This window comes from Bradyrhizobium altum (assembly GCF_020889705.1).
Classification (GTDB): Bacteria; Pseudomonadota; Alphaproteobacteria; order Rhizobiales; family Xanthobacteraceae; genus Bradyrhizobium; species Bradyrhizobium altum.
Map to the genome: position 1 here is coordinate 1 of NZ_JACMYP010000015.1, position 23510 is coordinate 23510.

The 23510-nt window shown below is 62.3% G+C and carries 22 protein-coding genes and 2 pseudogenes; 8 read left to right on the top strand and 16 right to left on the bottom strand.

The genetic code is table 11. The features are described from left to right. From H8B02_RS06765 to H8B02_RS06785, 5 genes and pseudogenes are all read right to left on the bottom strand, one after another. Nucleotides 1-1005 (bottom strand): DUF3300 domain-containing protein (locus H8B02_RS06765; RefSeq protein WP_229165517.1); only part of this gene is annotated, 1005 nt, incomplete at its 3' end. An 87-nt stretch (nt 1006-1092) separates the two neighbouring features. Beyond that, a complete protein-coding gene (locus H8B02_RS06770) occupies nt 1093-2403 on the bottom strand; it encodes a TAXI family TRAP transporter solute-binding subunit (RefSeq protein ID WP_229165518.1) in 1311 nt (436 codons plus the stop codon). Nucleotides 2404-2494: 91 nt separating this feature from the next. Beyond that, on the bottom strand, nt 2495-2908 hold the full coding sequence (locus H8B02_RS06775) for a hypothetical protein (RefSeq protein WP_229165519.1): 414 nt from the start codon (nt 2906-2908) through the stop codon (nt 2495-2497). A 24-nt stretch (nt 2909-2932) separates the two neighbouring features. Beyond that, a pseudogene (locus H8B02_RS06780) lies at nt 2933-4164 on the bottom strand (HlyD family secretion protein). Beyond that, nucleotides 4157-4600, bottom strand: a complete 444-nt coding sequence (locus H8B02_RS06785; RefSeq protein WP_229165521.1) for a hypothetical protein — start codon at nt 4598-4600, stop codon at nt 4157-4159. Before H8B02_RS06785 ends, H8B02_RS06780 begins: the two are co-directional and overlap by 8 nt. A 153-nt stretch (nt 4601-4753) precedes the next feature. Here H8B02_RS06785 and H8B02_RS06790 point away from each other — a divergent pair, with 153 nt between their 5' ends. Both H8B02_RS06790 and ppk2 read left to right on the top strand, forming a co-directional pair. After that, nucleotides 4754-5209 (top strand): hypothetical protein, encoded by a 456-nt coding sequence (locus H8B02_RS06790; RefSeq protein ID WP_229165522.1) that lies wholly within the window; start codon nt 4754-4756, stop codon nt 5207-5209. 22 nt (nt 5210-5231) lie between these two features. Next, complete coding sequence (gene ppk2, locus H8B02_RS06795) at nt 5232-6032, top strand: polyphosphate kinase 2 (protein ID WP_229165524.1); 801 nt, start codon at nt 5232-5234, stop codon at nt 6030-6032. A gap of 42 nt (nt 6033-6074) precedes the next feature. On the opposite strand, the gene H8B02_RS06800 is transcribed toward ppk2, so the two are convergent. The 3 genes from H8B02_RS06800 to H8B02_RS06810 form a co-directional block, all read right to left on the bottom strand. Continuing rightward, nucleotides 6075-6509: a hypothetical protein gene (locus H8B02_RS06800; RefSeq protein ID WP_229165526.1), complete on the bottom strand. Its 435-nt coding sequence runs from the start codon at nt 6507-6509 to the stop codon at nt 6075-6077. Between the two features lie 91 nt (nt 6510-6600). Then, complete coding sequence (locus tag H8B02_RS06805; RefSeq protein ID WP_229165527.1) at nt 6601-9351, bottom strand: decarboxylase; 2751 nt, start codon at nt 9349-9351, stop codon at nt 6601-6603. 193 nt (nt 9352-9544) lie between these two features. Beyond that, on the bottom strand, nt 9545-11227 hold the full coding sequence (locus tag H8B02_RS06810; protein ID WP_229165528.1) for a SulP family inorganic anion transporter: 1683 nt from the start codon (nt 11225-11227) through the stop codon (nt 9545-9547). Between the two features lie 162 nt (nt 11228-11389). On the opposite strand from H8B02_RS06810, the gene H8B02_RS06815 reads away from it, so the two are divergent. Then, entirely contained in the window at nt 11390-12277 is an 888-nt protein-coding gene (locus H8B02_RS06815) for an alpha/beta hydrolase family protein (RefSeq protein WP_229165530.1), read from the top strand. Between the two features lie 57 nt (nt 12278-12334). After that, nucleotides 12335-12883, top strand: a complete 549-nt coding sequence (locus H8B02_RS06820) for an invasion associated locus B family protein (RefSeq protein ID WP_229165532.1) — start codon at nt 12335-12337, stop codon at nt 12881-12883. Between the two features lie 16 nt (nt 12884-12899). Here the strand turns inward: H8B02_RS06820 and H8B02_RS06825 are convergent, their stop codons facing one another. From H8B02_RS06825 to H8B02_RS06835, 3 genes are all read right to left on the bottom strand, one after another. Then, nucleotides 12900-13274, bottom strand: coding sequence for a response regulator transcription factor (locus H8B02_RS06825; RefSeq protein ID WP_229165534.1), 375 nt, complete (start codon nt 13272-13274; stop codon nt 12900-12902). 186 nt (nt 13275-13460) lie between these two features. Continuing rightward, nucleotides 13461-14093 carry a response regulator transcription factor gene (locus tag H8B02_RS06830; RefSeq protein ID WP_229165578.1) on the bottom strand — a complete coding sequence of 211 codons (633 nt, stop codon included), beginning with the start codon at nt 14091-14093 and terminating at the stop codon, nt 13461-13463. A gap of 81 nt (nt 14094-14174) precedes the next feature. After that, a complete protein-coding gene (locus tag H8B02_RS06835; protein WP_312000669.1) occupies nt 14175-16019 on the bottom strand; it encodes a sensor histidine kinase in 1845 nt (614 codons plus the stop codon). A 251-nt stretch (nt 16020-16270) separates the two neighbouring features. Here H8B02_RS06835 and H8B02_RS06840 point away from each other — a divergent pair, with 251 nt between their 5' ends. Continuing rightward, complete coding sequence (locus H8B02_RS06840) at nt 16271-16939, top strand: helix-turn-helix domain-containing protein (protein WP_229165537.1); 669 nt, start codon at nt 16271-16273, stop codon at nt 16937-16939. Nucleotides 16940-16947: 8 nt separating this feature from the next. On the opposite strand, the gene H8B02_RS06845 is transcribed toward H8B02_RS06840, so the two are convergent. Together H8B02_RS06845 and H8B02_RS06850 are read right to left on the bottom strand one after the other, a co-directional pair. Then, nucleotides 16948-17385 carry a potassium channel family protein gene (locus H8B02_RS06845; RefSeq protein WP_229165538.1) on the bottom strand — a complete coding sequence of 146 codons (438 nt, stop codon included), beginning with the start codon at nt 17383-17385 and terminating at the stop codon, nt 16948-16950. Beyond that, on the bottom strand, nt 17385-18464 hold the full coding sequence (locus H8B02_RS06850; RefSeq protein ID WP_229165539.1) for an AI-2E family transporter: 1080 nt from the start codon (nt 18462-18464) through the stop codon (nt 17385-17387). The genes H8B02_RS06845 and H8B02_RS06850 overlap by 1 nt, the downstream gene beginning before the upstream one ends. A 190-nt stretch (nt 18465-18654) precedes the next feature. On the opposite strand from H8B02_RS06850, the gene H8B02_RS06855 reads away from it, so the two are divergent. Further along, nucleotides 18655-19068, top strand: coding sequence for a hypothetical protein (locus tag H8B02_RS06855; protein WP_229165540.1), 414 nt, complete (start codon nt 18655-18657; stop codon nt 19066-19068). A gap of 37 nt (nt 19069-19105) precedes the next feature. Here H8B02_RS06855 and H8B02_RS06860 read toward each other — a convergent pair whose 3' ends face one another. Together H8B02_RS06860 and H8B02_RS06865 are read right to left on the bottom strand one after the other, a co-directional pair. Beyond that, nucleotides 19106-19423, bottom strand: coding sequence for a hypothetical protein (locus H8B02_RS06860; protein ID WP_376711608.1), 318 nt, complete (start codon nt 19421-19423; stop codon nt 19106-19108). A 398-nt stretch (nt 19424-19821) separates the two neighbouring features. After that, the gene (locus H8B02_RS06865) at nt 19822-20529 is read right to left on the bottom strand and encodes an ATP-dependent Clp protease proteolytic subunit (RefSeq protein WP_229165542.1); all 708 of its coding nucleotides are present in this window, start codon (nt 20527-20529) and stop codon (nt 19822-19824) included. A gap of 1005 nt (nt 20530-21534) precedes the next feature. On the opposite strand from H8B02_RS06865, the gene H8B02_RS06870 reads away from it, so the two are divergent. Beyond that, nucleotides 21535-22155, top strand: coding sequence for a GAF domain-containing protein (locus H8B02_RS06870; RefSeq protein WP_512699903.1), 621 nt, complete (start codon nt 21535-21537; stop codon nt 22153-22155). Here H8B02_RS06870 and H8B02_RS06875 read toward each other — a convergent pair. After that, on the bottom strand, nt 22144-22467 hold the full coding sequence (locus H8B02_RS06875; protein WP_229165544.1) for a hypothetical protein: 324 nt from the start codon (nt 22465-22467) through the stop codon (nt 22144-22146). The genes H8B02_RS06870 and H8B02_RS06875 overlap by 12 nt on opposite strands. A 90-nt stretch (nt 22468-22557) precedes the next feature. Here H8B02_RS06875 and H8B02_RS06880 point away from each other — a divergent pair. Next, nucleotides 22558-23460: pseudogene (locus H8B02_RS06880) on the top strand (sigma 54-interacting transcriptional regulator); the annotation flags it as partial. Nucleotides 23461-23510: the final 50 nt, after the last annotated feature.

The window sequence follows — 23510 nt, forward strand, 5'->3', positions numbered from 1 at the left end:
CCGGTCGCCTGCGCGATCCGCGCCCGGGCGATCGCCGCCGGGATTGAGGACCTGCTGACCGTCGCGGCCGCGATAATTCATCCGATCGCTGGCACCCGCACGGTTGCTGCTGCCGCCGAAGCGCTGCTGCACGCTGCTGTTGTTATAGCGAACGCCCTGGCGATGCGCTGAATTGTGCTGCCAGCCATTTCCGATGTTGGTGGTCCGGTGATTGACGTAGACGTTGCGATTGCCCCAGTTGCAGCCGCCGCCCCAGTAATTGCCCCAGCGACCGATCGCCCATCCGGCGCCGAAGGCAAGGCCTGCCGCGATCACACCGGCGCCGATATAGGACGGATAGCCGAAGTAATATGGCGGATAGTCTGCATAAGGCCACGAGCCATAGACCGTGGCCGGATCATAATAGGGTACGTAGAGCGTGTTCGGATCGGTCTGCTCGATGACGATGACCTGCTTGTTCTCCTGGGTCTGGACGCTGACCTTCTGTTGCTTGGTCGTCACCAGCTTGTTGTTGGCCTGCGCCTTGCTGCGGAGCCGCTGGATCGCATCCATAACGTCGGCCTGTTGGGCCAGCACGGCGTCGCCCAGATTCTTGGTCCAATCGATCTTGTCGCTCATCATCGCGAGCACGTCCGCGGTGCTCGCGAGCGCCTTCACGCTGTCATCCCAGGCCTGCTTGTCGACCTCGGCTTTCAGCGCGTCCCCTTTCAGGCTCTTGCGCTCCTTCAGCCAGCGATCGGCTTGCACGACTTCGAGCGGATAGGTCGAGGCCGCCAGCACGTTGGCCAGCAGCGAGTCCGGATAGAGCGCGATTGGTGCCACCAGAGCTTCCAGCTGTTCAGGCTTCAGCAGCTGATCGGCCGGTTGTGTCGCCGCCGCCGGCTGGTTGGCCTGAACGGGCTGACTGGTTTGGGCTGGCGGTTTGTCAGCGGTCTGCGCGAATGCGGCAACTGATGCCAACGACACCAGCGCAACCGCGAGCAGAGTCTTGCCCCAACGGAACATCGCGACCTCCATCGACACCAACGGTCGACAGCATCGTCCACGGCCATGCCCCCTCCTTGATCGAGATCAAGGAAAATGTCCGTCCGCTCAACTTCCGATTTGGCCCGGCTGCTGCGACGCAAGATGGATGCGGCGATCATGGATCAGGTTCTCGAGCCGATGCGCGGCGACGTTGACCGCCGTGACTGCGCGCTCGGCCTTGTCGTCCGCGACCGGCTGTTCACGCTGCGTACGCAGCACCCGGTCGATTTCGCGCTCGATCTCTTCCAGCTCCGATTCATGCCCAGCCGCCCGGATCCGAGGCCCGAGCGAATAAAGCGTATCGAGCGCCTCTTTGCGGCTCGGTGCCTCAGCCGACCGGAGGAATTTCCACGCCGCCGCAAGCACGGACGCAAGCCCGCCCGCGACCATCGGCGCCAGGAAGATCGCATTGCCCCATTGGTCGAGAAAACTCTCCCTGGTCCCATCATAGACCGCCGCCGCCCCGGGATGCACCGGGATGTAGGCGCCGGCATCGGTATCAGGCGTCGCGATCTGGGAGAGCGCCGGCAGTTCGGCCAGCAGGTCCCGACGCGCATTCATGATCGATTGCGTCAGGTCGCCGATCAGGTCATTCCCGAGCTTCTTCTGCGCCACCAGATAGAACGACGTCTGCAGCGTCGTCAGGTCATCGGCAGGAATCGGCGGCGAGCCACGCAAGGTTCCCTTCGGCACGTCAAAACTCGCATAGGCGCGCTCCTTCTCGGCGATCGCTCCGGCGGATTCGATGGCGATCATCACCGGGCCAGCGCGCGCGGTGTGCGGGAAAACATTGCGCAGCAGCGCAAGATACCTTTCGGTCAGGGGCACGACGACCAGGATCGCCCGTACCTCCTTGGTGTCGAGGGCCCGGCGTGCGTCCGCGGGGGCAAGCGGCTTGAACGTCACACCGGCCCGCGTCAGGTCGTACTCGTCGGTCAGCACCTTGATCAGCTTCTGATTGGCTTCCGCGCCAATCACACCGATCGTGGCACGCTTCAGCTCCGTCACATCGGATATCGACGTGCCGGGCGGCGCGATCATCAGCACGGTAGCGTGGGCCAATACGATGACGGCCTGAGCTTGCGAGAGGTCGCCGACATCGCCACGGACGACGCCGAGGTCGACCTTTCCGGACGCGAATGCAGTGGCGGATTCAAGTGGCCCCGGGGTCTGCACCAGACTGAGGCGGACCGGCGCTTTCGACTGTGCGAGCTTTGCGGCAATCGCCGAGACCAACCTGCCGGCTTCGCCATCCAGGGAGCCCACTGCGATCGTCAAGGTCGTCGGCCGCTCATACCAGCGATAGGCCAGCAAGCCGGCCCCCGCCGCCAGAAGAACGATTCCCACCACCAGGGCGATGCGCAATGACCTCGGCAACCTGCTCGGATCCACGGCGCGCTACCCAATCGGTCCGGCGTCAGCCGAGAACAGTTTGGCGGCGCCGCGCCAGCGCGGCGAGCGGACGCCTCTAGAGCTTGCAACGATGATAGTTGACCTCCATCCCCTCGATGCCCGGGAACTGGCGCGTAATGGTATCGTCGTCGACGGCCTTAAGGAAGAACTGCACGTTCGATACCATGATTCCCGACGCGCAACTGACGATGATGTTGATATCCTGGCCGTCGTCCTTGCGCGATTTGATCTTGCAGTTCTCGAACTTGCCCCGGAGGCGATCGGGCTCGGCGATGAACCCACCGCCATAGACGCCCGAGAAATTCGTGAAGGTGAGCTGGTTCGCCCGGCCCTTGTGGGCGAACACTTTTCGGCACTGCTCGGCGCTCGTGGCCCACGCTCCGGTGAGATCGAAGGCGCGCGCGCAATCCGGCAATGCGAAGATCATGCCCGTCACCACGATTGCGCGAAGCTTGCGGTCCGGTTTCATCTGCGGTCTCCCTGTTCGCGATCGTCAGTGACCGCTGAGCACCAGTGTCTGGATCGGCAGCAGCAGAGCCTGGATCCGCAGCAGCAGGGCATGAACGAGTGCGGTCGCGTCGACGACGTGCAGGGCGAAGCCCTTCAACGTGCCGGTTTTCGGATCGGCAATCACGTCATGGTTGCTGGTGTAGGCATTGACGATGCAACTGCTGCCCGGCGTCACGCCATCAAGGCCGTCCTTGTAGAGCGGCTCAAGAAACACGAGGATCGAACCCGGCTTTTGCAGGTTCTGCGGGTCGATCAACAGCTCGCTGGCCCGAAACTGACCCGCGGCGATGAAATCCTGCACGCTGGTGACGACAAGCGGAATGATCACCCAGGGCTTCGAGATGCACGTGGCTTCCGCGATCATGCCGGGCTTCATCACCTGGGCCTCGATCTGCCCGAATCCTGCCTGCAACCTGTTGCGGCCCGCTTCGTCCGGTATCATGACTCCGGCTGGCCGCATGATCTGAGCGACGAGGTCCCCCGGACGAACCAGGAATTGTTCGACGCGGCCATCGACGCCGGCACGGACGAAGGTCTTGTCGAGATCCACTTGCGCCTGCGCCTGCGTGGCCTCGGCGCTCGCCTTCTCGGCCGGCAGGAGCGTGGAGACGCGCAAGGTCGCCGATTCCTTGACGGCGTTGGCCGCATCGACGCCGGACTGCCGCTGATCAACCAGGACCTGCAGCTTCTCGATGTCGCGTTGCGGTACAATGCCGGGATTGCGGCGTTGCAATTCGCTCTTCACATCCAGCTCGTCCTTTGCCTGCTGCAATGAGGCTTTCGCCTCCCCGATCTGAGCGTCTGCCTTGACGACATCGGCCTGCGCCGAGATCAGCGACGCATCGACCTCGGCGATCTTTCGCCTGGCGGTCTCCAGCGCAGCCTCTTGCTTCGAACTATCGAGCCGGAACAGAACGTCGCCTTTCTTCACCGGCGCCGTGAAGTCGACATTGACCTCGACGACGCGGCCGGAACCCTCGGGCAGGATCGGCACGGTCCTGAAGTAGATCGCCGCTGAGGTTGTCGCGGGATGGAAGTAGAAGATCATCGTGATCAGCGAGATCGTGAGCATCAGCAGCCGGTGATCCCCCATCTCAGTTCGTACCAGACGGAGAAGAACGTGATCTCCTTGCCGAACCGCTTGCCTTGCCGATAGCGGCGGTAAAGGTAATCCGGCAGGATCGTCACCAGCGAGCAGATCATGAGCTCAAGCATGGTTGTGCACCTCTTGCTTCGCGGGCGCCCGGGTGTCGGGGCTGCTGCCAGGTACGGCTTCGGCTTCCGGTTCGGCAGCGGGCGCGCCTGGCGTGGCGTCGGCGATGCGCTCGACGGAATCGGCAATGCTGCGCATCGGCGTGCCGAAATCCGGCAGATCGACGAGTGCCAGCAGCAGGCCGGCGATCCAGAAGATATGCATGTGGGTGAAAAGCGATATCAGGCCGAGGACGGCGACGATCTCAAACTGAAGCTTCTGGGACTTGTGCGCCATGCGCTCCGGCAGGCTGTGCAGCTTCCAGTAGAGAGTGCCAACCCACAAGACCGTAGCTACGAGGAAAATACCCATCACCACCATCAGGGTGTCCGACCCGTCGGCGCCGGGAATGAAGAACGGCAGATGATGGGGGGCTGCCGGATGGATCTGTTCGTTCAAGCCAAGTCTCCCGGTAGCAAAAACCGCAGGCAATCTTGATCGACACTGCTGATGATCCTATCGCGCTTGATTGATCTGGATCAAGGAGGCCCGTCGGCTCATCCCTACCGTTTCGGGGGCAAGGTGGATGATCGGGCTTAGGAGTCCCCAGCCATGCGAGACAAGATCGACGAGCTGATCCCGAACGCGCACGAGATCCAGAAGCAGGCCGCGCTCCAGGAAGCCGAGAAGGCCGAGGAGAACGCCAAGCGCGCCGCCGTCATCGAAGCTGAAAAGCGCGCCTTGATCGAGCGGCTGAGCAAGCCTTCCGGTCTCAGCGAGGACGAGAAGATCAAGCTGGCATCGACGGTGATTCAGCGCGCGGTGCGCAACGGCCTGAGCGAAGTGCAGGTCTATCGCTTCCCCAACACGCTGTGCACCGACAGAGGGCGAGCCATCAATCAGATGGAAACGGGCTGGGAGAAGACCCTGACGGGCATTCCCAAGGAGATCTACCAGCTCTGGGCGGATTACCTGCAGCCGCGTGGCTATCGCATCGCCTACCAGGTCGTCGATTACCCCGGCGGCATGCCCGGCGACATCGGCATCGTCATTGCCTGGGGCGACTAGCTCAAACGATGGATGGACATCGATGGCGAAAGACAAGTCCGCTGGGAAGATGAAGCGCAAGGCTTATGAAGAAGAACTGCAGAAGCTCCAGGTCCAGCTCTGCCATCTCCAGGATTGGGTACAAGCGAACAAGCTCAGGGTCATCATCCTGTTCGAGGGACGCGATGCAGCCGGCAAGGGCGGCACGATCAAGGCCCTGACCGAGAAGGTCAGCCCGCGCGTGTTTCGCGTGGTCGCGCTGCCCGCGCCATCCGATCGCGAGAAGTCCCAGCTCTTCATCCAGCGTTACATGCAGCATTTTCCGGCCGGCGGGGAAATCGTGATCTTCGATCGCAGCTGGTACAATCGCGCCGGCGTCGAATATGTGATGGGGTTCTGCACGTCGGCGGAGCACAAGCGGTTTCTCTCGCTTTGCCCGCAGATGGAGCAATACATTATCGAGGGCGGCATCATCCTGATCAAGCTGTGGCTCGAGGTCGGGATGGATGAGCAGGAACGCCGCTTCAGGGCGCGGATCGACGATCCGATGCGGCAGTGGAAACTGAGCCCGATGGACACGGAATCCTACCGGCGCTGGTACGATTACTCCCGCGCGCGCGACCTGATGTTCAAGGCGACGAGCTCGAAGCACGCGCCCTGGAACGTGATCCGCTCCGACGACAAGCGGCGGGCGCGGCTGAACTGCATCTCATTCCTGCTGAAGACAATTCCTCACGGACGGGTCAAGCGCGACAAGGTCAAGCTGCCCCGACGCTCCAACAAGGGCCGTTACAACGATCAGGCCGGCCTGCGCGGGATGACGTTCGTCGAGGAACGCTACTGAAAGGACAGGCCGTGCCGGGCGCGCGGCCTGGATCCCTCGGACCTATTTCAAGCGGATCGAGACGCCGCCCACAGCGGCCGAGACTTCGGCACCGACCTTCGGGCCGCTGAGCTGCAGGATCACGCCATTGGCATTCTGCAGTTGCACGCCTCCGGCGCCCGCGGCGATTGCTCCACCGGCGCCTGCGGCGCTGTAGGAGCCCTCGATGGAGGCAGGCCCCCTGAGGTTGATAGCGCGGCCGACAAATTTGGTGGTGGATGCGCCGATCGTGAAGCCGACGCTCATGCCCGAGACCGTGAACGGATAGTGCTTGCCGCGCAGCGTCAAGACGCCCTCACCGCCTCCGACGCCGACGATGAATCCGCCCTTGGTGAAGATGACGGCGACCGAGCCGGTTTCCGCCGCCGACGGCGTGCTGAAGCCAGCCAATCCAATCGCCAGCGCAGCAAGAGCTCCGATCAAACCCACTTTCCTCATAATGTCCCTCCAGGAACCGGTTGCGTTACGACCTGTGGCGCAAGGATCATCGCCGCAAGGATGCGGCGACGCCTTGCGATAACTCCTCCTCTTATGATGCAGCCTTCAGCTTCGGCGCCGCCGTCTTCGGCTTACCTTTCCTGGCCAGCGCCTCGGCCGTGACGAGCTTCAAACCCTCGGTCGCGTCGTAGCCATGGATTTCCTTCACATCCAGCTTGCGCATGAAATCGATGGTCTCCTGCGTGATGACCTGGCCAGGCACCATGATCGGGAAGCCCGGCGGGTACGGGATCACGAAGTTCGCGGAGACGAGATCGGGTCCATTCTTCAGGCGTCTGTCGATCTCGGGATCGTTCAGGCGAATATATTCGCATCCGGCAGCGTCGTAGGCTGAATAGAATCCGCCGCGGATGTCACCCTCGTTCGTCTTGGTGCCGGCGTCGCCGCGATAGGCATCGTGGAAATGCGAGAAGTTCGGCAGGTCAGGCACGTCCTTCATCAGGCTGTTGACCCGCATGTCGAAGCTGACCCTGGCGTTCGCTCCGCCCTTGGCCAGCCCGCGATCGATCTCACCGGAGATTTCGGCCAGCACCCGGACAAGATGCGCGACGTCGCTCCGCGTATTATTGATGTTGGACTGGATCAGAACCGAGTTGCGCGAGGTCTTGTTGACCTGGATGTTATAGCGACTGGCGAGCAGGCCCTTGAACTGCGTTCCGTCGTACCCGGCCGTGCCGCAGACCAGCGTCATGCGGGTCGGATCGAGGCAGAACTCGTCGTCGTTCAGGCTCTTCAGCGCGCTCGCCCAATTGGTGCCATCAGCCAGATAGTCGGTGAAGCCGCTCTGGCGATATTCCTTCGGCACCATCGCATCCGCGCCGAGCACGCGGAAATACCCGGAGATTAGCGGATTGGTGTTGACCGCGTTGCGGATCGCGAACGCGATCTCCATGGCATTGGCCACCAGGCCATATCCCTCGAGCTCCATCTGCCGGCGCGAGACGTCGAGGCTTGCGATCAGCTGCTGGTTGGGGCTGGTCGACGCGTGCGTGAATACGGCCTCCTTGAACTGTGCTTCGACGGTGTGGAATTCGATGTCCTTGACTGAGAGCATTGAGCCCTGCCGGATCGCCGACATCGACTTGTGGGTCGAGTTGGTCTGGTAGACGCGCAACCGGATCTGGCGCGGATCGGGGATCAGCCTGGTCTTCAGCAGCACGTCGTCCGAGGGGCTCTTGCCGAGCTCGGCCTGCTGCTTCTCGTAAGCGGCAACCGATTTGGGATCGCGCATCCAGGCTTCGATCTCGTTCGCCGCGCCCATCGCGGTTCGCCGCCTCAGGAATGGCGAAAACCGCGCGAAGCCGAACCAGGCCTCGTCCCAGAGGAAGATCAGATCGGGCTTGATCGCGAGGCATTCCTCCATCACCCGCCGCGTGTTGTAGATGTGACCGTCGAAGGTGCAATTGGTCAGGTCGATCATCTTGACCCGGTCGAGCCGGCCATCGGCCTTCGCGTTCAGAAGCGCCTGCTTGATCGTCTTCAGCGGCACCGCGCCGTACATCGAGTATTCCGTCATCGGGAATGCCTCGACGTAGAGCGGCTGCGCGCCGGCGAGCACCATGCCGTAGTGGTGCGACTTGTGGCAATTGCGATCGACGATCGCGATGTCGCCGGGACCCAGCAGCGCCTGCACCGCCATCTTGTTGGATGTCGAGGTGCCGTTGGTCACGAAGTAGACCCGGTCCGCGCCGAGTGCGCGCGCGGCCTTCTCCTGCGCTTTCTTGATGTTGCCGGTCGGCTCCAGCATGCTATCGAGGCCGCCGGTGGTGGCGCTGCTCTCGGCAAGGAACAGGTTCAGCCCGTAGAACTCGCCCATGTCGCGGATCCAGTCCGACTTGAACACGGACTTGCCCCGCGCGATCGGCAGCGCGTGGAAGGTGCCGATCGGCCGCTGCGCGTATTTCTTCAGATTGTCGAAGAACGGCGTATCGAAGCGATCCTGCACGCCCTCCAGAATTGAAAGGTGCAATTCGAGGATATCCTCGACCGAGTAGAACACCCGGCGCGCCACGTCGGCCTCGGGATTGCCGGCCAACTCCTCGACGTCGCGATTGGACATGAGATAGAGATCAAGCTCGGGACGGACCCGCTTCAGGATATGGGCCAGCCGCAGCGCGGACGCATCGGACTCGTCGCTGAGCCCCATGGCGCCCGTCATGGCGCGAAGCACAGGCGCATCGTGGCGCGAGCGCAGCCCGAAGCCTTCATTGATCACCACCGCCGCGATATTGGGATTGAGCATTGCCGCACAGAAGGCATCCTCGAGGCTGCCCACCACGACGGGCTCGTAGATGAAAGCATCGACCGGACGTCGCAGCTTGCGCCATTCCACCAAAAGTCCTGGCCAGTTGCTGGCCGGCACGCCGGTCACGATCAGGGTCTCGAAGTAAGGACGGCGCGCCGCCGATTGTCCGAGAGTTGGCGGCAGCAAATCGGGAACGTCGCCATTGCTCTCATCTTGCGTGCTCCAGTCTCCAGAATGCTGGCGGAAGGATTTTGTCTGAAGTGCCTGCGCGATCCGCGTCGCAAGCATATGCGAGGTGGCGGCGTCGCCCGCCGCCGCGGCTTCCTTCAGCGCCGCCATCAAGCGAAGTCCCGGGTAGCCGTGAAACTCCTCGGTGATCGCAAGCGCCGACAGCGCCGCGTCGTACGCCGCACGGCCACCGCCCCTGCTCCACACCTTTGCCGCCTCGACCAGATCGCGCCAATTGTCGGCTCGTCCGCCAGGTCCGGAGAAGAACTGGTCGATGCGCTGCTGGGCCGGCTTCGCGTCGTTGGCCATCAATGTCTCCCGATTTTGGCGCTGGTTCTGTGCAATCGTAAGAACCGGCCCCATCGCTCCCTTTGATCCAGGTCAAGCCGCAGTCGGAATGAGACAAAGCTCGCAGCCGCCGGGCGAGCGCAACGTCTTGCGATGCAACAAGGCTGCGTTGTCGAGGAGCGGTCCGCGAGGGCTGCGCACGCCAAGTGTTTGCCTACGGCTTTCTGTCGCTCAATACGCTGTCGAGCGTGCGCATCCAGTCGGCGCTGTCGGTCTTGTCGGCGAGACCATCCGCCTGAAGCAGATCCCGCAATTGCGCGTGCGCGCCGACGATACAGAACGTGATGTGGCGCGATGCGAGTTCCTGGTGAAGGTCGTGCAGCATGCGTGACCCCGCCAGGTCGATGAACGGCGAGGCCGACAGGTCACAGGCCACCAGCCTGACGTCGGGAGACACCTGAAGCGCCGCCAGTACGGTTTCGAAGATCGTCTCGGCATTGACATAAAGTAGCGAGGTTTCCGGGCGGAACGCCATGATCCCGATCAACGGCTCGACATCATCATGTCGTGCCCGGTCGGAATAGCGGCCGCTGCCGGGTTGACGGCCAAGAAACGCGATGTTGGGCTGCGATGCGCGCAGCACCAGCAGGAAGATGGAGGCGACGGCCGCCAGCAGGACGCCCTGCAATATCCCGAGGAACAGCACGGATACCAGCGCGATGACAGCTGCATAGAAGTCAATCCTACTGATCCGCCACATTCTGGCGAGCGCCGGGATATCGACCAGTTTGTAGACGGCCGAAAAAACGATCGCGGCGAGCACGGACTTCGGCAGATTGGTCAGCAGCCCCGTGAAAAACAGCAGGCAGAGTGCGAGGGTTGCCGAACAAAACACCAGCGCCAGCGGCGTCCGCGCGCCGGCGGCGTCATTGACGGCCGACTGCGACAGCCCGCCGGCGACGGGATAACCATGCCCAAAAGCTGCGGCGAGATTGGCCGCGCCGAGTCCCAGAAACTCTTGCCGAACATCCAGTGCGTAACCGTGCTTTGCCGCGAAGCTTCGCGCGGCGGACACGCCTTCGACGTAGGCGAGCACGAGGCATCCGGCCGCGATCGGAAAAAGATCGTCGAACTCGAGCAAACCAAATGTCGGTACCGAAATGGTCGGCAACCCGGTCGGGATCGCGCCGGTCACCGGCAATCCCAGCTGCGCGAGCCCCAGTGCGCTGGCAGTAAGGATCGATAGCGCGACCACCGCCAGCCCAATGGGCTTTCCAGGCAGCCTGCGCTCGCCGAGCAAGAGCAGCATGGTCGCGGCCACGCCAAAGCCGAGCACCAGCGGCCTGGTATCGCCGAGTTGGCCGGCAAGCTTGATCGCGCGATCGAAGAAGTTGTGACCGCCTCCGGCCACGCCGAACAGGCTCGGCAACTGGCTCATGATGATGGTGAGCCCCGCTCCGGCCTTGAAGCCCACCAGAATACTATCGCTGATCAACCGCACCAGCAGGCTGAGCTTGAACAGCCAGGCAATCAGGCAGAGCAGTGCGACGCTGAAGGCAACCAGGCTGACGATCTGCCCGTAACGTGTCGCATCGCCGCCGGCTAATATGCCGACGGCGCCGGCGATCATCAGCGAGATCGCCGAGGTCGGTCCCACCGCGAGTTGCCGGGACGAGCCCAGCAAAGCGTATCCCACGCCGCCGAGCAGGTAGCCGTAGACGCCGATCTGCGGCGGCAGGCCGGCGAGTCCTGCATAGGCCAACGACACCGGGATCGCGTAAGCCGCCAGCGTGACCCCGGCGATTGCGTCCGCCCCGAGCCAGGATGCGCGGTAGTCGGCGAGCCAGCTCGCCGGCGGAAACCAGCGCATCCAACTCGTCTTTCCCTGGATTGACATCAAGCCCGCCGTATGACGCCACAATGGTCGCCTGTCGTCGCGCCCGCGGGTCAGCTGCTCGTTGATTCAGATCAAGCCTCGCGGTCGGCAATGTGCTTCTCACGTTGCTCGGTTCGATCGTCGTGACCTGCACATTTGCAAAATGACCGCTGGAGGCATGGCATGCGTCAGCACCGCTTACGGTTCCTCGCAATCGGAGCGCTTCTGTTGCTTGGCCTGATCGCTCCAGCACGCGCCGACGAGCAAGGGCCATCCCAGCGCATCCAGGAAGAGATCTGGGTGTTGCCGCTACCGCTCCCAATGTTCGCCTATCTGGTTCGTCCGCTCGGCGACGGCCCTTTCCCGCTGGTCATCATGAACCATGGCGTGTCGTTGAACGCCAGGGATCGCAGCTTCTTCCCGCTGGTCGAATTCCGCGATGCCGCAATGTGGTTTGCTCAGCGCGGCTATCTCGTGGTGGCGCCGGTCGGGACCGGCTATGGCGCGGCAGCCATCGATATTCCGGAACGCGGTCTGTACGGCCCGTTCTTCTCCAAGATCGGGAAATGCACCAATCCGAACTTCCTCGATCCAGGCCTTGCCGTCGCGCAGGTCGATCTCTGGATCATCGACTACATGGCTGCCGAAAAGCGCATCGTGCCGAAAGACGTCATCGTCGTCGGACAGTCGGCCGGCGGCTGGGCGGCGATCGCGCTGTCGAGCCTCAATCCGCCGCAAGTCAAGGCTATCATCACCTTTGCAGCGGGGCGCGGCGGTCGTGTCGATGGCAAGCCCAACAACAATTGCGGTCCCGACAGACTGGTCGAAGCGACTGGCGCGTTTGGTCACACATCGCGGGTGCCGATGCTGTGGCTCTACATCGAGAACGACACGTTCTTCGGTCCGGCCCTGTCAAAGCGAATGCACGAGGCATTCACGCGCGCCGGCGGTCGAGCCGAATACCATCTGTTGCCGCCGTTCGGCGACGAAGGGCATTTCCTGATCGGCTCTCCCGCTTCCATTCCCATCTGGTCGCCACTGGTCGAACGATTTCTGGACAGGGTTCGCTGATCGGCCAATCTTGCTGGAGGAGCATCCATGGTCCGATACGGTGCCTTGGCGAAGTTGGTGCTGTTCGCGGCCAGCATCAGTGCGGCGCACAGTCAACAGGCCCCGTCGCCGCCGGCCGCAGTCAAGGATGGTGCCGAAGTAGCCCCGCGTGGGGTGCGCACAGCCCGGGACATCAAATATGGCGAGTGGCAAAAGCTCTGCTTCAACGCAGCTGGCGCAAAGACATTATGCCGAACGACGATCACCGGCAGCTTCGCGACCGGCCAGACCGCCGTTCGCATCGACCTGGTCGAGCGCGAAGACGGCACCACCCGCGTCCAGCTATTCCTGCCGGTCGGGATGTATCTGCAGGCCGGGGTCAAACTATCGGTCGACCAGAAGCAGATCTATCGCCTGCCCTATACCTGGTGCGTAACCAACATGTGCATCGCAGCCGATGTTGCCGATCCCAAGCTTCTCGAGGACATGGACGGCGGGAAGGCGCTCTCGATCGACGTTGTCGACAGCAGCATTCTGACGGTGTCGACATCGGTGCCACTCGACCGCTTTGCGACCGTGCGCAAGGGAACGCCCGCGCTGACGCTCGATCAAGCCATTGATGAATGATTACGAACTGTAACCGCTAGATCACGCCAGCCAACAACCGCTCGATCGGTTGGATCAGCGAATTGGCGGTGAATGGCTTGGTCAGATAGGCCACGCATCCCGATGCCATCGCCGCCATGCGCGTCGCCGGGTTGTCGTTCCCGGTGATGTAGATGACGGGGACGTCGATGCCTTGATCCGCCAAGCGGTGCCGCAGTTCGATCCCGGAACCATCGCTGAGATTGATGTCCAGGATTAGACAAACCGCACTATCGAAGCTGCTATGCCTCAGTAAGGCACTTCCAGTCTCGAATAAGACGGATGCAAATCCATACTCCCGCAGAAGCCGTCCGATCCCGCGGAGCATGGAGGGATTATCATCCACGACGAAAACGAGTTTCGCGGTTGGCAAATTTCGAAACCTCTACCTTATCGCTCGATCAGAATCTCGACTTGCTGCCCTTCGTCCACATCTGGATGCAGGACACATCAAGCCCTCTCGGCGCGCAACATAGTCGCGGCCAACATTGCAGATACGCCCCGTCACAAAGCTTTCATATTGTACCATGGGACAGGAGTGGTGTAGCCGCGGCTCGGATCAACCCTTGACTTGGCCGCCGGGCGCGCCCGCGTTGAGCCGCTCCGCGATCGAGACCAGCTCGGCAAGTGACTGCACCTGCATCTTCTCCATGACCTGGTGGCGATGCGCCTTGATCGTGCGCTCCGTGGTGCCAAGCTCGTACGCAATCTGCTTGTTGATCCGACCGCACACAATCAGATCGAACACCTGCCGCTCGCGTGGGGTCAACCTTGCCAGCAGCGCGCGGAGGGAGTCGAGCCTGGTTCGCTGGCTCCGGGTCAACTCGTGCCGCGCGACGGCGCGATTGATTGCCTCGATCAACTGTTCTGATGCGATCGGCTTGGTCAGGAAGTCTTCGGCGCCAGCCTTGATCGCCTGGACGGTCGTCGCCGTGTCGGCATGTCCGGTGAGGAACACGATCGGAAGCGTCGACTCCAGCTCGTTAAGACGGATCTGCAGCTCCGGACCACTCATTCCGGGAATGCGTACGTCCAGCACGATGCAGCCGGCCTCCTCGTCGCCAGGCAAGCGATCGAGCAGTTGCCGGGCCGAGGCGTACGTTGCAACGCGATAGCCCGCGAGCTTGAGCCTGCGCTCGAGTGCTGTACGAAACGAGGCGTCGTCGTCGACGATATGCACGTAAGCGTGCATTTCCTCTCTCTTGCTCAACCTACGGCGAAATACCGCGTACCTATTAGCACTGCCTGCTGCCAAAGTAAGAGCCCAAACGCGCTATGCCGCCAACGGCAGTGAAAGGTGGAATACCGCTCCTCCCCCGGACTGGTTCTCGGCCCAGAGCTGGCCGCTATGCGCCAGAACGATCGTCCGTGCGATCGACAGGCCGATGCCCATTCCCTGCTCCTTCGTGGTGAAGAACGGATCGAAAATCTCGTTCAGCCGATCCTGGGGGATTCCCGGGCCGGAATCGGAGATCGAAATCACGGCCGACTCCGCTCCATTGACTTCAGTACGCCCGATGATCGTGCGTCCGTAGGGCATCCTGGCCATTGCGTCCATGCTGTTGACCACGAGGTTGAGAATGACCTGCTGCAGCTGGACCGGGTCACCTTTCACGCGCAGCGTCTGCGGCGACGTCTGCAGGTATATCGCGACGTTGCGCGCCGAGGCCTGCGGCTTGAGAAAATCGAACGCCTCCCGCATGGACTGGTTGAGGTCGATGTCCTTCTTCTCAAATGGCGCACGCTTCAGCAGGCTGCGCATCCGGCGGATCACCTCGCTCGCGCGCAGATCATCGCGCTTGATGTCGGAAATGATTTCGCGCACCTCCTGGAGGTCGGGCGTCGGCGAACCGAGGATCAACTCCGCGCTCTCGGCATTGGTCAGGATCGAGCCCAGCGGCTGGTTCAGCTCATGGGCGATCGAGGACGACAGTTCTCCGGCGGTCGCCTGCCGATTGATGTGGGCTAGCTGGGACTGTTGATTGCGGGCCTCGACCTCGGCCTTCCGCCGCATATGCCGCTCGTGCAGCAGGAACGCGATCAGCAAGGTCTGGACCAACAACGCCGTAGCGAGCGCAATCGCCCGCCAGCGATATTTTTCCAGGAAACTCGGGTCACGGAAACGAATTTCGCTGCCTTGCGGCAGACTGGCTTCGCTGACACTCCAGCGTTGCATCTGCTGCCAATTGAAGATCGGCCTCACGGCATCGATGGCCGACGGCGGCAGGTTCTCCGGGGCTTCTCCATCCAGAAGCCGCAGTGCCCTTTTTGCCGCCTCGGCACCGATCAAGGACGGGACAATGACGAATCCGCCTATGCCGCCCGGCCTGAGGAAAGTCTCCGCCGAGACGACGATAGGGCGATTTGCCTTCGCAGCGACAAAAGCGAGGGCATCTGAGGGTGGATAATAGTTGCCTTTGCCGTCGCTATAGAGGCCGGTATAGATGATCGCGCTGCGGTCGGGAAGCGCGGCCACCTGCCCGATGATGTCCGGCATCGGGCGCCCGACCATCTCGATGATATCGACGCCCGGAATGCCGGCCGCTACCTGGTCTTTCCAGTTACGAAAGATAACCTGCCGCTCCCATTCCGCGCCGACGATCACGACGGTCTTGAGGTCTGGCACCACGGCGCGAGCGACCGAGACGGCATTCTCGAACTTCAAGGTCACGATGCCGCCGGTGACAAAGGCAGGCGGTCGCAATCGCTCGAAATCGGCCTCCTCGACCAGCGCGAAGACGATCGGCGTGTCGGGCCAAAGCTGCGGGCGCCAGCGGAGCGCAACCTCGAGCGCAGCCGCTCCGACGGCAACCACGACGCCGATCGGTCGATCGCGATATTTCGTCTCGAGAAACCGCCGGAAACTCTCCTGATAGGCCTCACCGCCGAAGCGATTGAGATCGAGGCTTTCCGTGTAGATGGTCGTCGGCGCGTGACTGTGCGCGCTCACGGCATCCCTCAGCCCAACGAAGACTTGATAGTAGAACGGGCCGCGCCGATCGGACTGGTCCAGCACCAGCATGGAATGTGGACGCGCCTCTTGCGCCCGGAGACCCGCCGGCGACAGCAACGTAGCCAGCAGGATAATCAGTCCAGAGAGCCGAATTGCGTTGCCCATAGCGCTCGGAGCCGGAGACCAACGGGTTCAAGAAAACTAGCACCCCGTTATCGTCGTGAAAATTGAAAAGTAATCTAAGATTGTGCGCACCAATTGCGAAGAAACTACCGCATTTCGCGCACCCTGTCCTTTGGGACAATGACCTCAAGACCAATAGAGGCTGGCCGGGCCCTGTCGTAGAGCATTCCGCGCGGACAAGAATTTTCGAGCCGTTGCAGATGCCGCAAGTTCATTACGAGGTGAGTTGGTCCATGTTCGCTCACGTCAATGTCAGACCGGCCAATGTACCGGGCATCCTCGGTGGGCTGACCGCCCGGCACGCCAACTGCATCACCAGCGAATTCCACTACAGGAAAGGCTCCGAGATCTACGGGGAGAAGGAGCCGGCGGAGTACGTCTACCAGGTCGTTTCAGGGGCAGTCCGCAGCTATAAGCTCCTCTCCGACGGACGCCGCCAGATTGGCGCCTTTCACCTCGTCGGGGACATTTTCGGCCTTGAGAATGCCGAAACCCATCGCTTCACCGCCGAAGCCGTCGTCGACACTGACGTGCGCCTGATCAGGCGGATGAGCCTCGAACGGGTGGCCGATTCTGATTTTACCCTGGCTCGCAACCTGCTGATCATGACCACCAGCAACCTGCAGCACGCCGAAGATCACATGCTGCTGCTCGGCCGCAAGACCGCGCTGGAGCGGGTTGCTGCGTTTCTGCTCGAAATGGATCGCCGGCTGACCGGGGTCGGCGTCGTCGCCTTGCCGATGTGCCGGCGGGATATCGCCGATTATCTCGGGTTGACCCTGGAGACAGTATCGCGCGCGTTGTCCAAGCTGCACGGCTATGGAGCACTCGACTTCCTCGGCTCGAACCAGCGCGAAATCATGCTGGTCGACCGCGACCAGCTGTCCAGGCTGGATAACTGACCGCGACATTACGAGGATTTCGCGAGCGCCGCCTGGCGCTCGACGGTCTTTTGCAGCACTTCGAACAGGACCGCCGTCGACCAGCCGAACATCAAAATGCCGTTCATGGCAGCCATCGGTCCGACCAGCAGCCATTCCTTAACCGGGATGACGTCGCCATAGCCAAGCGTGGTGTAGTTCACAAAGGCGAAATAGAGCAGATTGCTGCCGGCGGGCGCGGCGCCGAGCGCCCAATAGGCCAGTGACCACACCACGATCTCCAAAGTATGGGCCAGCATCAGCGCAAGCGCGGTTGCGACCATCACGCCGCTGAGCTGTAGCCCCGCCCGGCCGGCCGCGCTCAAGGCAATGTTGCGAAGCAACCCGATGGCGGCGACCGTCCACAGCGAATGGATCGCGATGTTGATCGCGCTCACCGCCGATCCCACGAGGAGCTGAAACAGCATCATCGTTCTCCCGCCAGCCGGGTGCGGTCGTCCCGGATCCACGCCGTGATCAACTCCCAGGCGACCGCGAGAATGATTGGACCGATAAACAAGCCCACGATGCCGTGGGCAAGCGTGCCGCCGATCACGCCGACGAGGATGACGGGTGCCGGCGTGGCCAGGCCGCGCCCCATCAGCAGCGGCTTCAGCACATTGTCGAGGACGCCGACAACCAGGAAGAACAACGTCAAAGCAAGCGCCGTCGTGAAGTCTTTCGCCGACCAGAGCCAGATGATGACCGGAACGAGCACGATCGCCGCCCCGAGCTGCACGATCGTCAGCAGCATCACGACGAACGCCAGCAGCCCCGCACTCGGAATTCCGGCCAGCTTGAAGCCAATGCCGGCCAACAGTGACTGCAGAACGGCGATGCCAATGACGCCGCGGGAGACCGCCCGAATGGTCGCGCCTGCAAGGTCGAGAAAGTGCTCGCTCTGCTCCGGCACGATGCGGGACAGGAAACTCCGGCACGCCGCGGCAAGCTGCAAGCTATAGGGAAACAGAAACCCCGCCAGGCCGACCGCCAGCAGGAACTTTAGCATCCCGACGCCGGCATTGCTCGCAAACGCAAACAAGATCCCAGCCAGCGGCTTCAGATGCGGCACGACCTCGCGCAGCACGGCGCGCAGATTGGTCGACGCCCGATCCCAGAACTCATGGAGTGGGCCGCCGATCAGTGGCCAATCCTTGACCTCCGGCGGAGGCGACGGCACGACAACGTTGCCGGCACTCAGTTGCTCGGCGAGCTCCCTCAGCCCCTCTACCGCGCCGATCCCGAGCCAGGTCGCCGGTCCGATGACGACTCCCAGGGAGATCAAGGTCAGCACCAGCGCCGCGATGCCCGCGCGACCGCCGAGCATTCCCGCAAGCCAGGTGAAGACGGGATAGAGCGCGACCGCGAGCACCACGCTCCAGGCCAGGATCGGCACGAACGGGCGAACCAGCACGAACGACCAATAGATCAGCAACGCCAGCAACCCGAGGCGAAATGCGAGCTGGATGAACTCGTCTCCGGTCACGAGCTGGCGCAGGGTTTTCAAGAGCGTGCTTTCGATTGAACATCAGCAGGCACATGGGAAGCGGTGCCATCGCCTAGCCGCACACGGCTTGATTCAGATCAAGCGTCGGGCAGCGCGCGGCTGAGAAGCTCGGCTGCGCATGATCGAGAAGCCGGTCTGATGACGGCCATTCGATCACGACCACCCGTGTCACCCTGATGTGGAGGACGTCATGATGGACACCAAAACCGTGCTGGCCTTGACCCTGCTTGCGATTGCGACCGGCCTTGGCTCGGGCCAGGCGGCCCCGCTGCCGACCAACATCGCCGCCATGAAAGGCGCAGTCGACAATGCCGCCGTCCAGGTGCGTTGGGGCGGCTGGCGCGGCGGCGGCTGGGGCTATCGCGGCGGCTGGGGAGGCTATCGAGGGGGATGGGGTTATCGAGGCTGGGGCGCAGCTGCCGCCGGCGCTATCGTTGGCGGAGCCATCGCCAGTTCGGCCTACGGTGGCTATCCTTACTATGGCTATGGCGCCGGATACGGTTATGGCGGCGGCTATGGCTATGGTGGCGGCTATTGTGCGCCGAGCGGAGGCTACGGCTATGCGCCGGCCTACTACGCCCGACCGCGCTATTACGGTTGGTAGGCCACACCTCGGGTGCCATGCTCGGCCTTCGCCGATCTCACCGCAGGCCGAGCAGCGAACGCCGATAGCCGCTCTCGCGGGCTTCGCTGCTGCACACGAAGCTGCCGTGGAATCCCCTGGCATAGCGGCTCTCGCCCTTGAGATAAAAGCGTCCGCGACGGAAATCGAGCCAAACCACGGTATCGCCAGGACAATGCCGCTGAGCCTGGGTCTCATACCGGAAGGGCGTAAGCGGCAGCGCGACCGCCTGTTGCGCATGGCAAATCAGGAGGATCGTGGCCCAGGCCCCGACACCCAGACTTGCCACAGGACGGTCTCGACGTCCGATCGAATTTGCAGCTAGTCTGAAGTGCATTCGTTGCCGCCGGGAGTGATCCGTACCGCAGGGCTCGTCGCCGACATCAGCTCGCCCAAATTCAGCTGAGAGGCGCGCTCAAGACGACAGCAGTCCAAAGGCGATCGCGACAGTCGACAGTATCCCGCCTGTCATAACCAATAGCCTGAAGGCAAGGTCGCCATCGACCGCTTCAAGCCAATGACGCAGCCAATTGCGGGCGCCAGCCGGCCGGCTTGGTCGACGCGCTCGCCAAAATTTGTCGCTGCCGTGGCCCATGATCGTCATTGTAGATCACGGTGAATCCGGGAGACCAGTGCAGCTTGTGCCAACTATTCAGGTTCACATGCGACACGCTGGCTAGCCCAATTGGGCCATGAGAGCGCTCGGCGCGCGATCCGCTCAACCGGCGCCTTGCTTTAGCCTCCCTTCGAGCCCGTGGCGTTCCGCATCGGACGTTCCTCCTCTGACGCGCTCTTCGAGGGCGCCGCGCCGCACACGGAGTTGCCCTTTGATTCCGCGGCGACCGTGCGAGCGACGCGATCGAACGGATTCCGCTCGATAACTTTCAGCGAAGCTAGCTCCTCCTTGTTCAAATAGGAGATTTTTCCAGGCGGAGTCATGACCATCTTGCCAATGGCCGACGGAGGAATACGGAGCTTGGCCGATAACCTCGCAAGCCTGATCGTGTCGCGAATTGTTCCATTGTCCTCGTTTCCATGTAGATTGGAAATCGAATGGACGCCGATCTTGGCATTTGGTGCCACATAACGTTTCCTGCTCGCCAGGAAAATAAAAGCACATGCCGAATCGCATTCTCCGGAAACGTAAGTGGCGATCTGCTTCTGGTGTGCGAGCATGGCGATCCGGAAGCCTTCGTAGAGAGAGCCGCCTCCGGAATCGAGATTCAGGCCGACGATCCGGCGCTCGGTAGCCAGATAACCGCGAAAGCGGACAAAGTCCCCATCCCGAATATCTCCACTGAGCTTCAAGACATCTCCGAAACACCCCGGTACACGGGAAAACTCCATCGCGAGACAGTTCGTCGCCATCAAGACGACCGCGATGCTCAAGACGTATGCAGCAACTCGCACCGGGCGAATCAAAGCTTGCTTCCTGGCTTCCATGGCGCTCCCCATTTGACCCGGGATCTCGCACAATAAACAGAGCATGGAAGCGCATCGCGCCGGTTGATCTGAATCAAACTCAGTTCAGCAACTGCGCGGGCACGCCTAGCTGGGGGGTCACTTGCCGCACCGGCACACACCGGAACAACCCGAACGCTGTCGGTGATCGATGGTGCATCTTGCTGCTGCCGCAACGGATCGCATTTTCTGATGCAACGGCCGCGCCGAGGGAGATGCTCGGCACGTCGCCATCGGATGCTTGCGGGGTGATTTGAACCTGCGAGCGATTGCGAGGCTTATCCGGGAAGACTGGCAGTCTATCCGACCGGACGCGACCGCAGAACTCGATATTCGTTGCGTACTAAAAGCAGACGATGGTGCGGTCCGAGCCAACGAACTTCGACCGACGCCATCAGGGGTGAGAAATCGCAAAAAATCGCAGTTTAGGGTGCGCAATCGGGACCCTTGGTAGCGGGAGACCGCTACTTGGCTAGACCCACTATTTCCGACGTTCTGTTTTCCTACCGGAGGGCAGCCTAACTCGCGCGAGCGGGGACCCGTAGTAGTTCGTCAAAAGCCGCCGTTCGTACGTGGCCGAAGATGCTGGCGCACCCCATTCCCGGATGCTGCGCCGCACTATAGCGGGCGCTAGCCCGGACTTTCGAACAGATCGAGCCGCGGCCCGACGGAACTCCGATTGCTACCTTTGCTAGAACCATTCAAAAAGTATAGGCTGATCGGGTCAACGGGCTTGAGAGAAAGGCCTGGGACGTTGGGGACGTGGGACGCTGAAGGGTTGTTGATCGGACGGCGCGGTCGGCTTTGCTGCGGGTGCGGTGGGTATGGAATCCGATTCAGGCGGCTGTCACCATGGCCTGGAAGGATCTTGCCATCGGACTTTGCGTGAGCGAACCGGCAGTTCGCAGGCAGTCCCCCGCATTCAAGTGAATGATCGCAGGGCCTGTCAGGAGCGGGTCCGGCACCTTTCACGTCGGAGGAGCCGGGATGGACCAACGAGAAGTGCTGGCGGCGTGGGAGAAGTTCGTCGAGCGCGGAGCGTTGTCATCCGATCTGAGATCTTCGGTCGCAGCGTCGTGGCAGCGATCCATGAACCATCACGTCACCGTCGACCGTGCGCGAGCACCGCTCGTCGCGGAGGCCGAGTTGTTTCGTCATCGCTCCAAATACGCGTCGCTCCGTCATGCCGCGCGCTGCGCGCTCGAGAATTCAAAAACATTCCTGCGCGATGCAAACTCAATCATGATCCTCACCGATCCGAGTGGACTGATCATCGATACGCAGGGCGACGACAGGGTCATTGACGCCGGCCGCGCAGTCCATCTCGAACACGGAGGTCGCTGGAGCGAGGCCGACATCGGCACCAACGCGATTGGCGCCGCGATAGCGGAATCGAAACCTGTCCAAATTCGCGGTACAGAGCATTTCTGCTCGGAAGTGCAGCGGTGGACCTGCGCTGCCGTCCCGGTTCATGATCCGACCGATGGCGAACTACTTGGCGTGGTCGACATCTCGGGTCCTGCAAGCACCTTCAATCCGCAAAGCCTGGCTTTGGCCGTCGCGGTCGGCCATCACGTGGAAAGCGTCCTGGCCCAATCAGTCCGATAGGAACATGAGGAGTTGCTTTGCCGCTTTCTCGCCAAGAGATCGCAATGGGCGAACGATGAATGCATCGTGCTCGATCGTCGTGGCATGATCCTTCACGCCACCGAGCGGGCCCTGAACGCGCTCCAGCATGATCGCCACGGCATTCACAACGACGCGCCAACCCGCTTTTTGAAGACGGTTCCCTTCGATGAGTGGCCGAGCAGGTTGAAGGAGCTGCTTCCGAACGCGAGCTTCAACTTCGTCGAGAACGAACGCTCCGGCATCGGCGCTATCGTGGTGCTGCATGCACGACGCCGCCAGGTGATCACGCATCGCGACGTCCAGAAATCGAGATCCGAATCTGAAGGCCGCGAGACCGCGAGCTCATCATCAGCCCGAAAGGATTCGAAGCCGGAACCGCGGTCTGTTCAGAGCCCGGCCGCCGGCTTCGTTGCGCGCGACCCCGCGGTCCGAGCCATCGTCCGTCAAGTCGAGACCGCGGCAGCACGCAAGATGCCCATCCTCATCCGCGGCGAGACCGGAACCGGCAAGGAACAGCTTGCCCGCCACGCCCATACGGCGAGTGGGCGAACCGGCGCGTTCGTCCCCGTGAATTGCGCCGCCCTGCCGGAAAGCCTGATCGAGAGCGAGCTGTTTGGCTATGCCGAGGGAGCATTCACCGGGGCGCGGCGCGGCGGCGCGATTGGACTGGTCAAGGAGGCCGACGGCGGCACGCTGTTCCTTGACGAGATCGGCGACATGCCCGTCGCGCTGCAGGCGGTGCTTCTGCGCCTGCTCGACGACTGGACCGTGCGCCCCGTCGGTGGCGTCAGATCGAAGGTCGATGTCTTTCTCATCTCCGCTACCAACGCCAGGTTGGACAAGGCCATCGCCGAAGCCCGGTTCCGATCCGACCTGCTCTACCGTCTCAATACGCTCGAGGTCACTCTGCCGCGGCTCCGGGATCGCAGCGACTTTGATGCCATCGTTCGCCATCTGCTCAATACGATCGACCCGAACTGCGAAATCACGCCGACGGACATTGCCCATCTCGCCGCACGTCCCTGGCCTGGCAACGTCCGCGAGCTCCGCAACGTTCTGGCGCGATTCACCCTTGCCAGGGTGGACGGGCCTATCAACGAAGCAAGCGCGGAGAACACCGTTCACCACCCCGGGACGGAGTCCGGATCACTCCACGACATCCATCGCGCAAGGATCCTTGTCGTGTATGCCGAGACCGCCGGAAACGTCAGCGAAACCGCGCGGCGCCTCGGGGTCTCGCGAAACACCATCTATCGCGCACTGGGGCAGAAGAAGCCCGAGTGACGCCATCGCACCTCGAAGCGCCGTTGCTGCGAGGATCGCAGCATGCCCGG

What these genes read in the sequence shown, in the direction of transcription:
- H8B02_RS06875 (WP_229165544.1), bottom strand. Translation starts at nt 22,467, where the DNA reads ATGCGTGATCACCTGGCGGCGTCGTGCATGCAGCACCACGATAGCGCC.
- H8B02_RS06830 (WP_229165578.1), bottom strand. Translation starts at nt 14,093, where the DNA reads ATGCACGCTTACGTGCATATCGTCGACGACGACGCCTCGTTTCGTACA.
- H8B02_RS06865 (WP_229165542.1), bottom strand. Translation starts at nt 20,529, where the DNA reads ATGGAAGCCAGGAAGCAAGCTTTGATTCGCCCGGTGCGAGTTGCTGCA.
- H8B02_RS06855 (WP_229165540.1), top strand. Translation starts at nt 18,655, where the DNA reads ATGATGGACACCAAAACCGTGCTGGCCTTGACCCTGCTTGCGATTGCG.
- H8B02_RS06835 (WP_312000669.1), bottom strand. Translation starts at nt 16,019, where the DNA reads ATGGGCAACGCAATTCGGCTCTCTGGACTGATTATCCTGCTGGCTACG.
- H8B02_RS06805 (WP_229165527.1), bottom strand. Translation starts at nt 9,351, where the DNA reads ATGGCCAACGACGCGAAGCCGGCCCAGCAGCGCATCGACCAGTTCTTC.
- H8B02_RS06775 (WP_229165519.1), bottom strand. Translation starts at nt 2,908, where the DNA reads ATGAAACCGGACCGCAAGCTTCGCGCAATCGTGGTGACGGGCATGATC.
- H8B02_RS06845 (WP_229165538.1), bottom strand. Translation starts at nt 17,385, where the DNA reads ATGCTGTTTCAGCTCCTCGTGGGATCGGCGGTGAGCGCGATCAACATC.
- H8B02_RS06840 (WP_229165537.1), top strand. Translation starts at nt 16,271, where the DNA reads ATGTTCGCTCACGTCAATGTCAGACCGGCCAATGTACCGGGCATCCTC.
- H8B02_RS06790 (WP_229165522.1), top strand. Translation starts at nt 4,754, where the DNA reads ATGCGAGACAAGATCGACGAGCTGATCCCGAACGCGCACGAGATCCAG.
- H8B02_RS06870 (WP_512699903.1), top strand. Translation starts at nt 21,535, where the DNA reads ATGGACCAACGAGAAGTGCTGGCGGCGTGGGAGAAGTTCGTCGAGCGC.
- H8B02_RS06810 (WP_229165528.1), bottom strand. Translation starts at nt 11,227, where the DNA reads ATGTCAATCCAGGGAAAGACGAGTTGGATGCGCTGGTTTCCGCCGGCG.
- H8B02_RS06815 (WP_229165530.1), top strand. Translation starts at nt 11,390, where the DNA reads ATGCGTCAGCACCGCTTACGGTTCCTCGCAATCGGAGCGCTTCTGTTG.
- H8B02_RS06800 (WP_229165526.1), bottom strand. Translation starts at nt 6,509, where the DNA reads ATGAGGAAAGTGGGTTTGATCGGAGCTCTTGCTGCGCTGGCGATTGGA.
- ppk2 (WP_229165524.1), top strand. Translation starts at nt 5,232, where the DNA reads ATGGCGAAAGACAAGTCCGCTGGGAAGATGAAGCGCAAGGCTTATGAA.
- H8B02_RS06860 (WP_376711608.1), bottom strand. Translation starts at nt 19,423, where the DNA reads ATGCACTTCAGACTAGCTGCAAATTCGATCGGACGTCGAGACCGTCCT.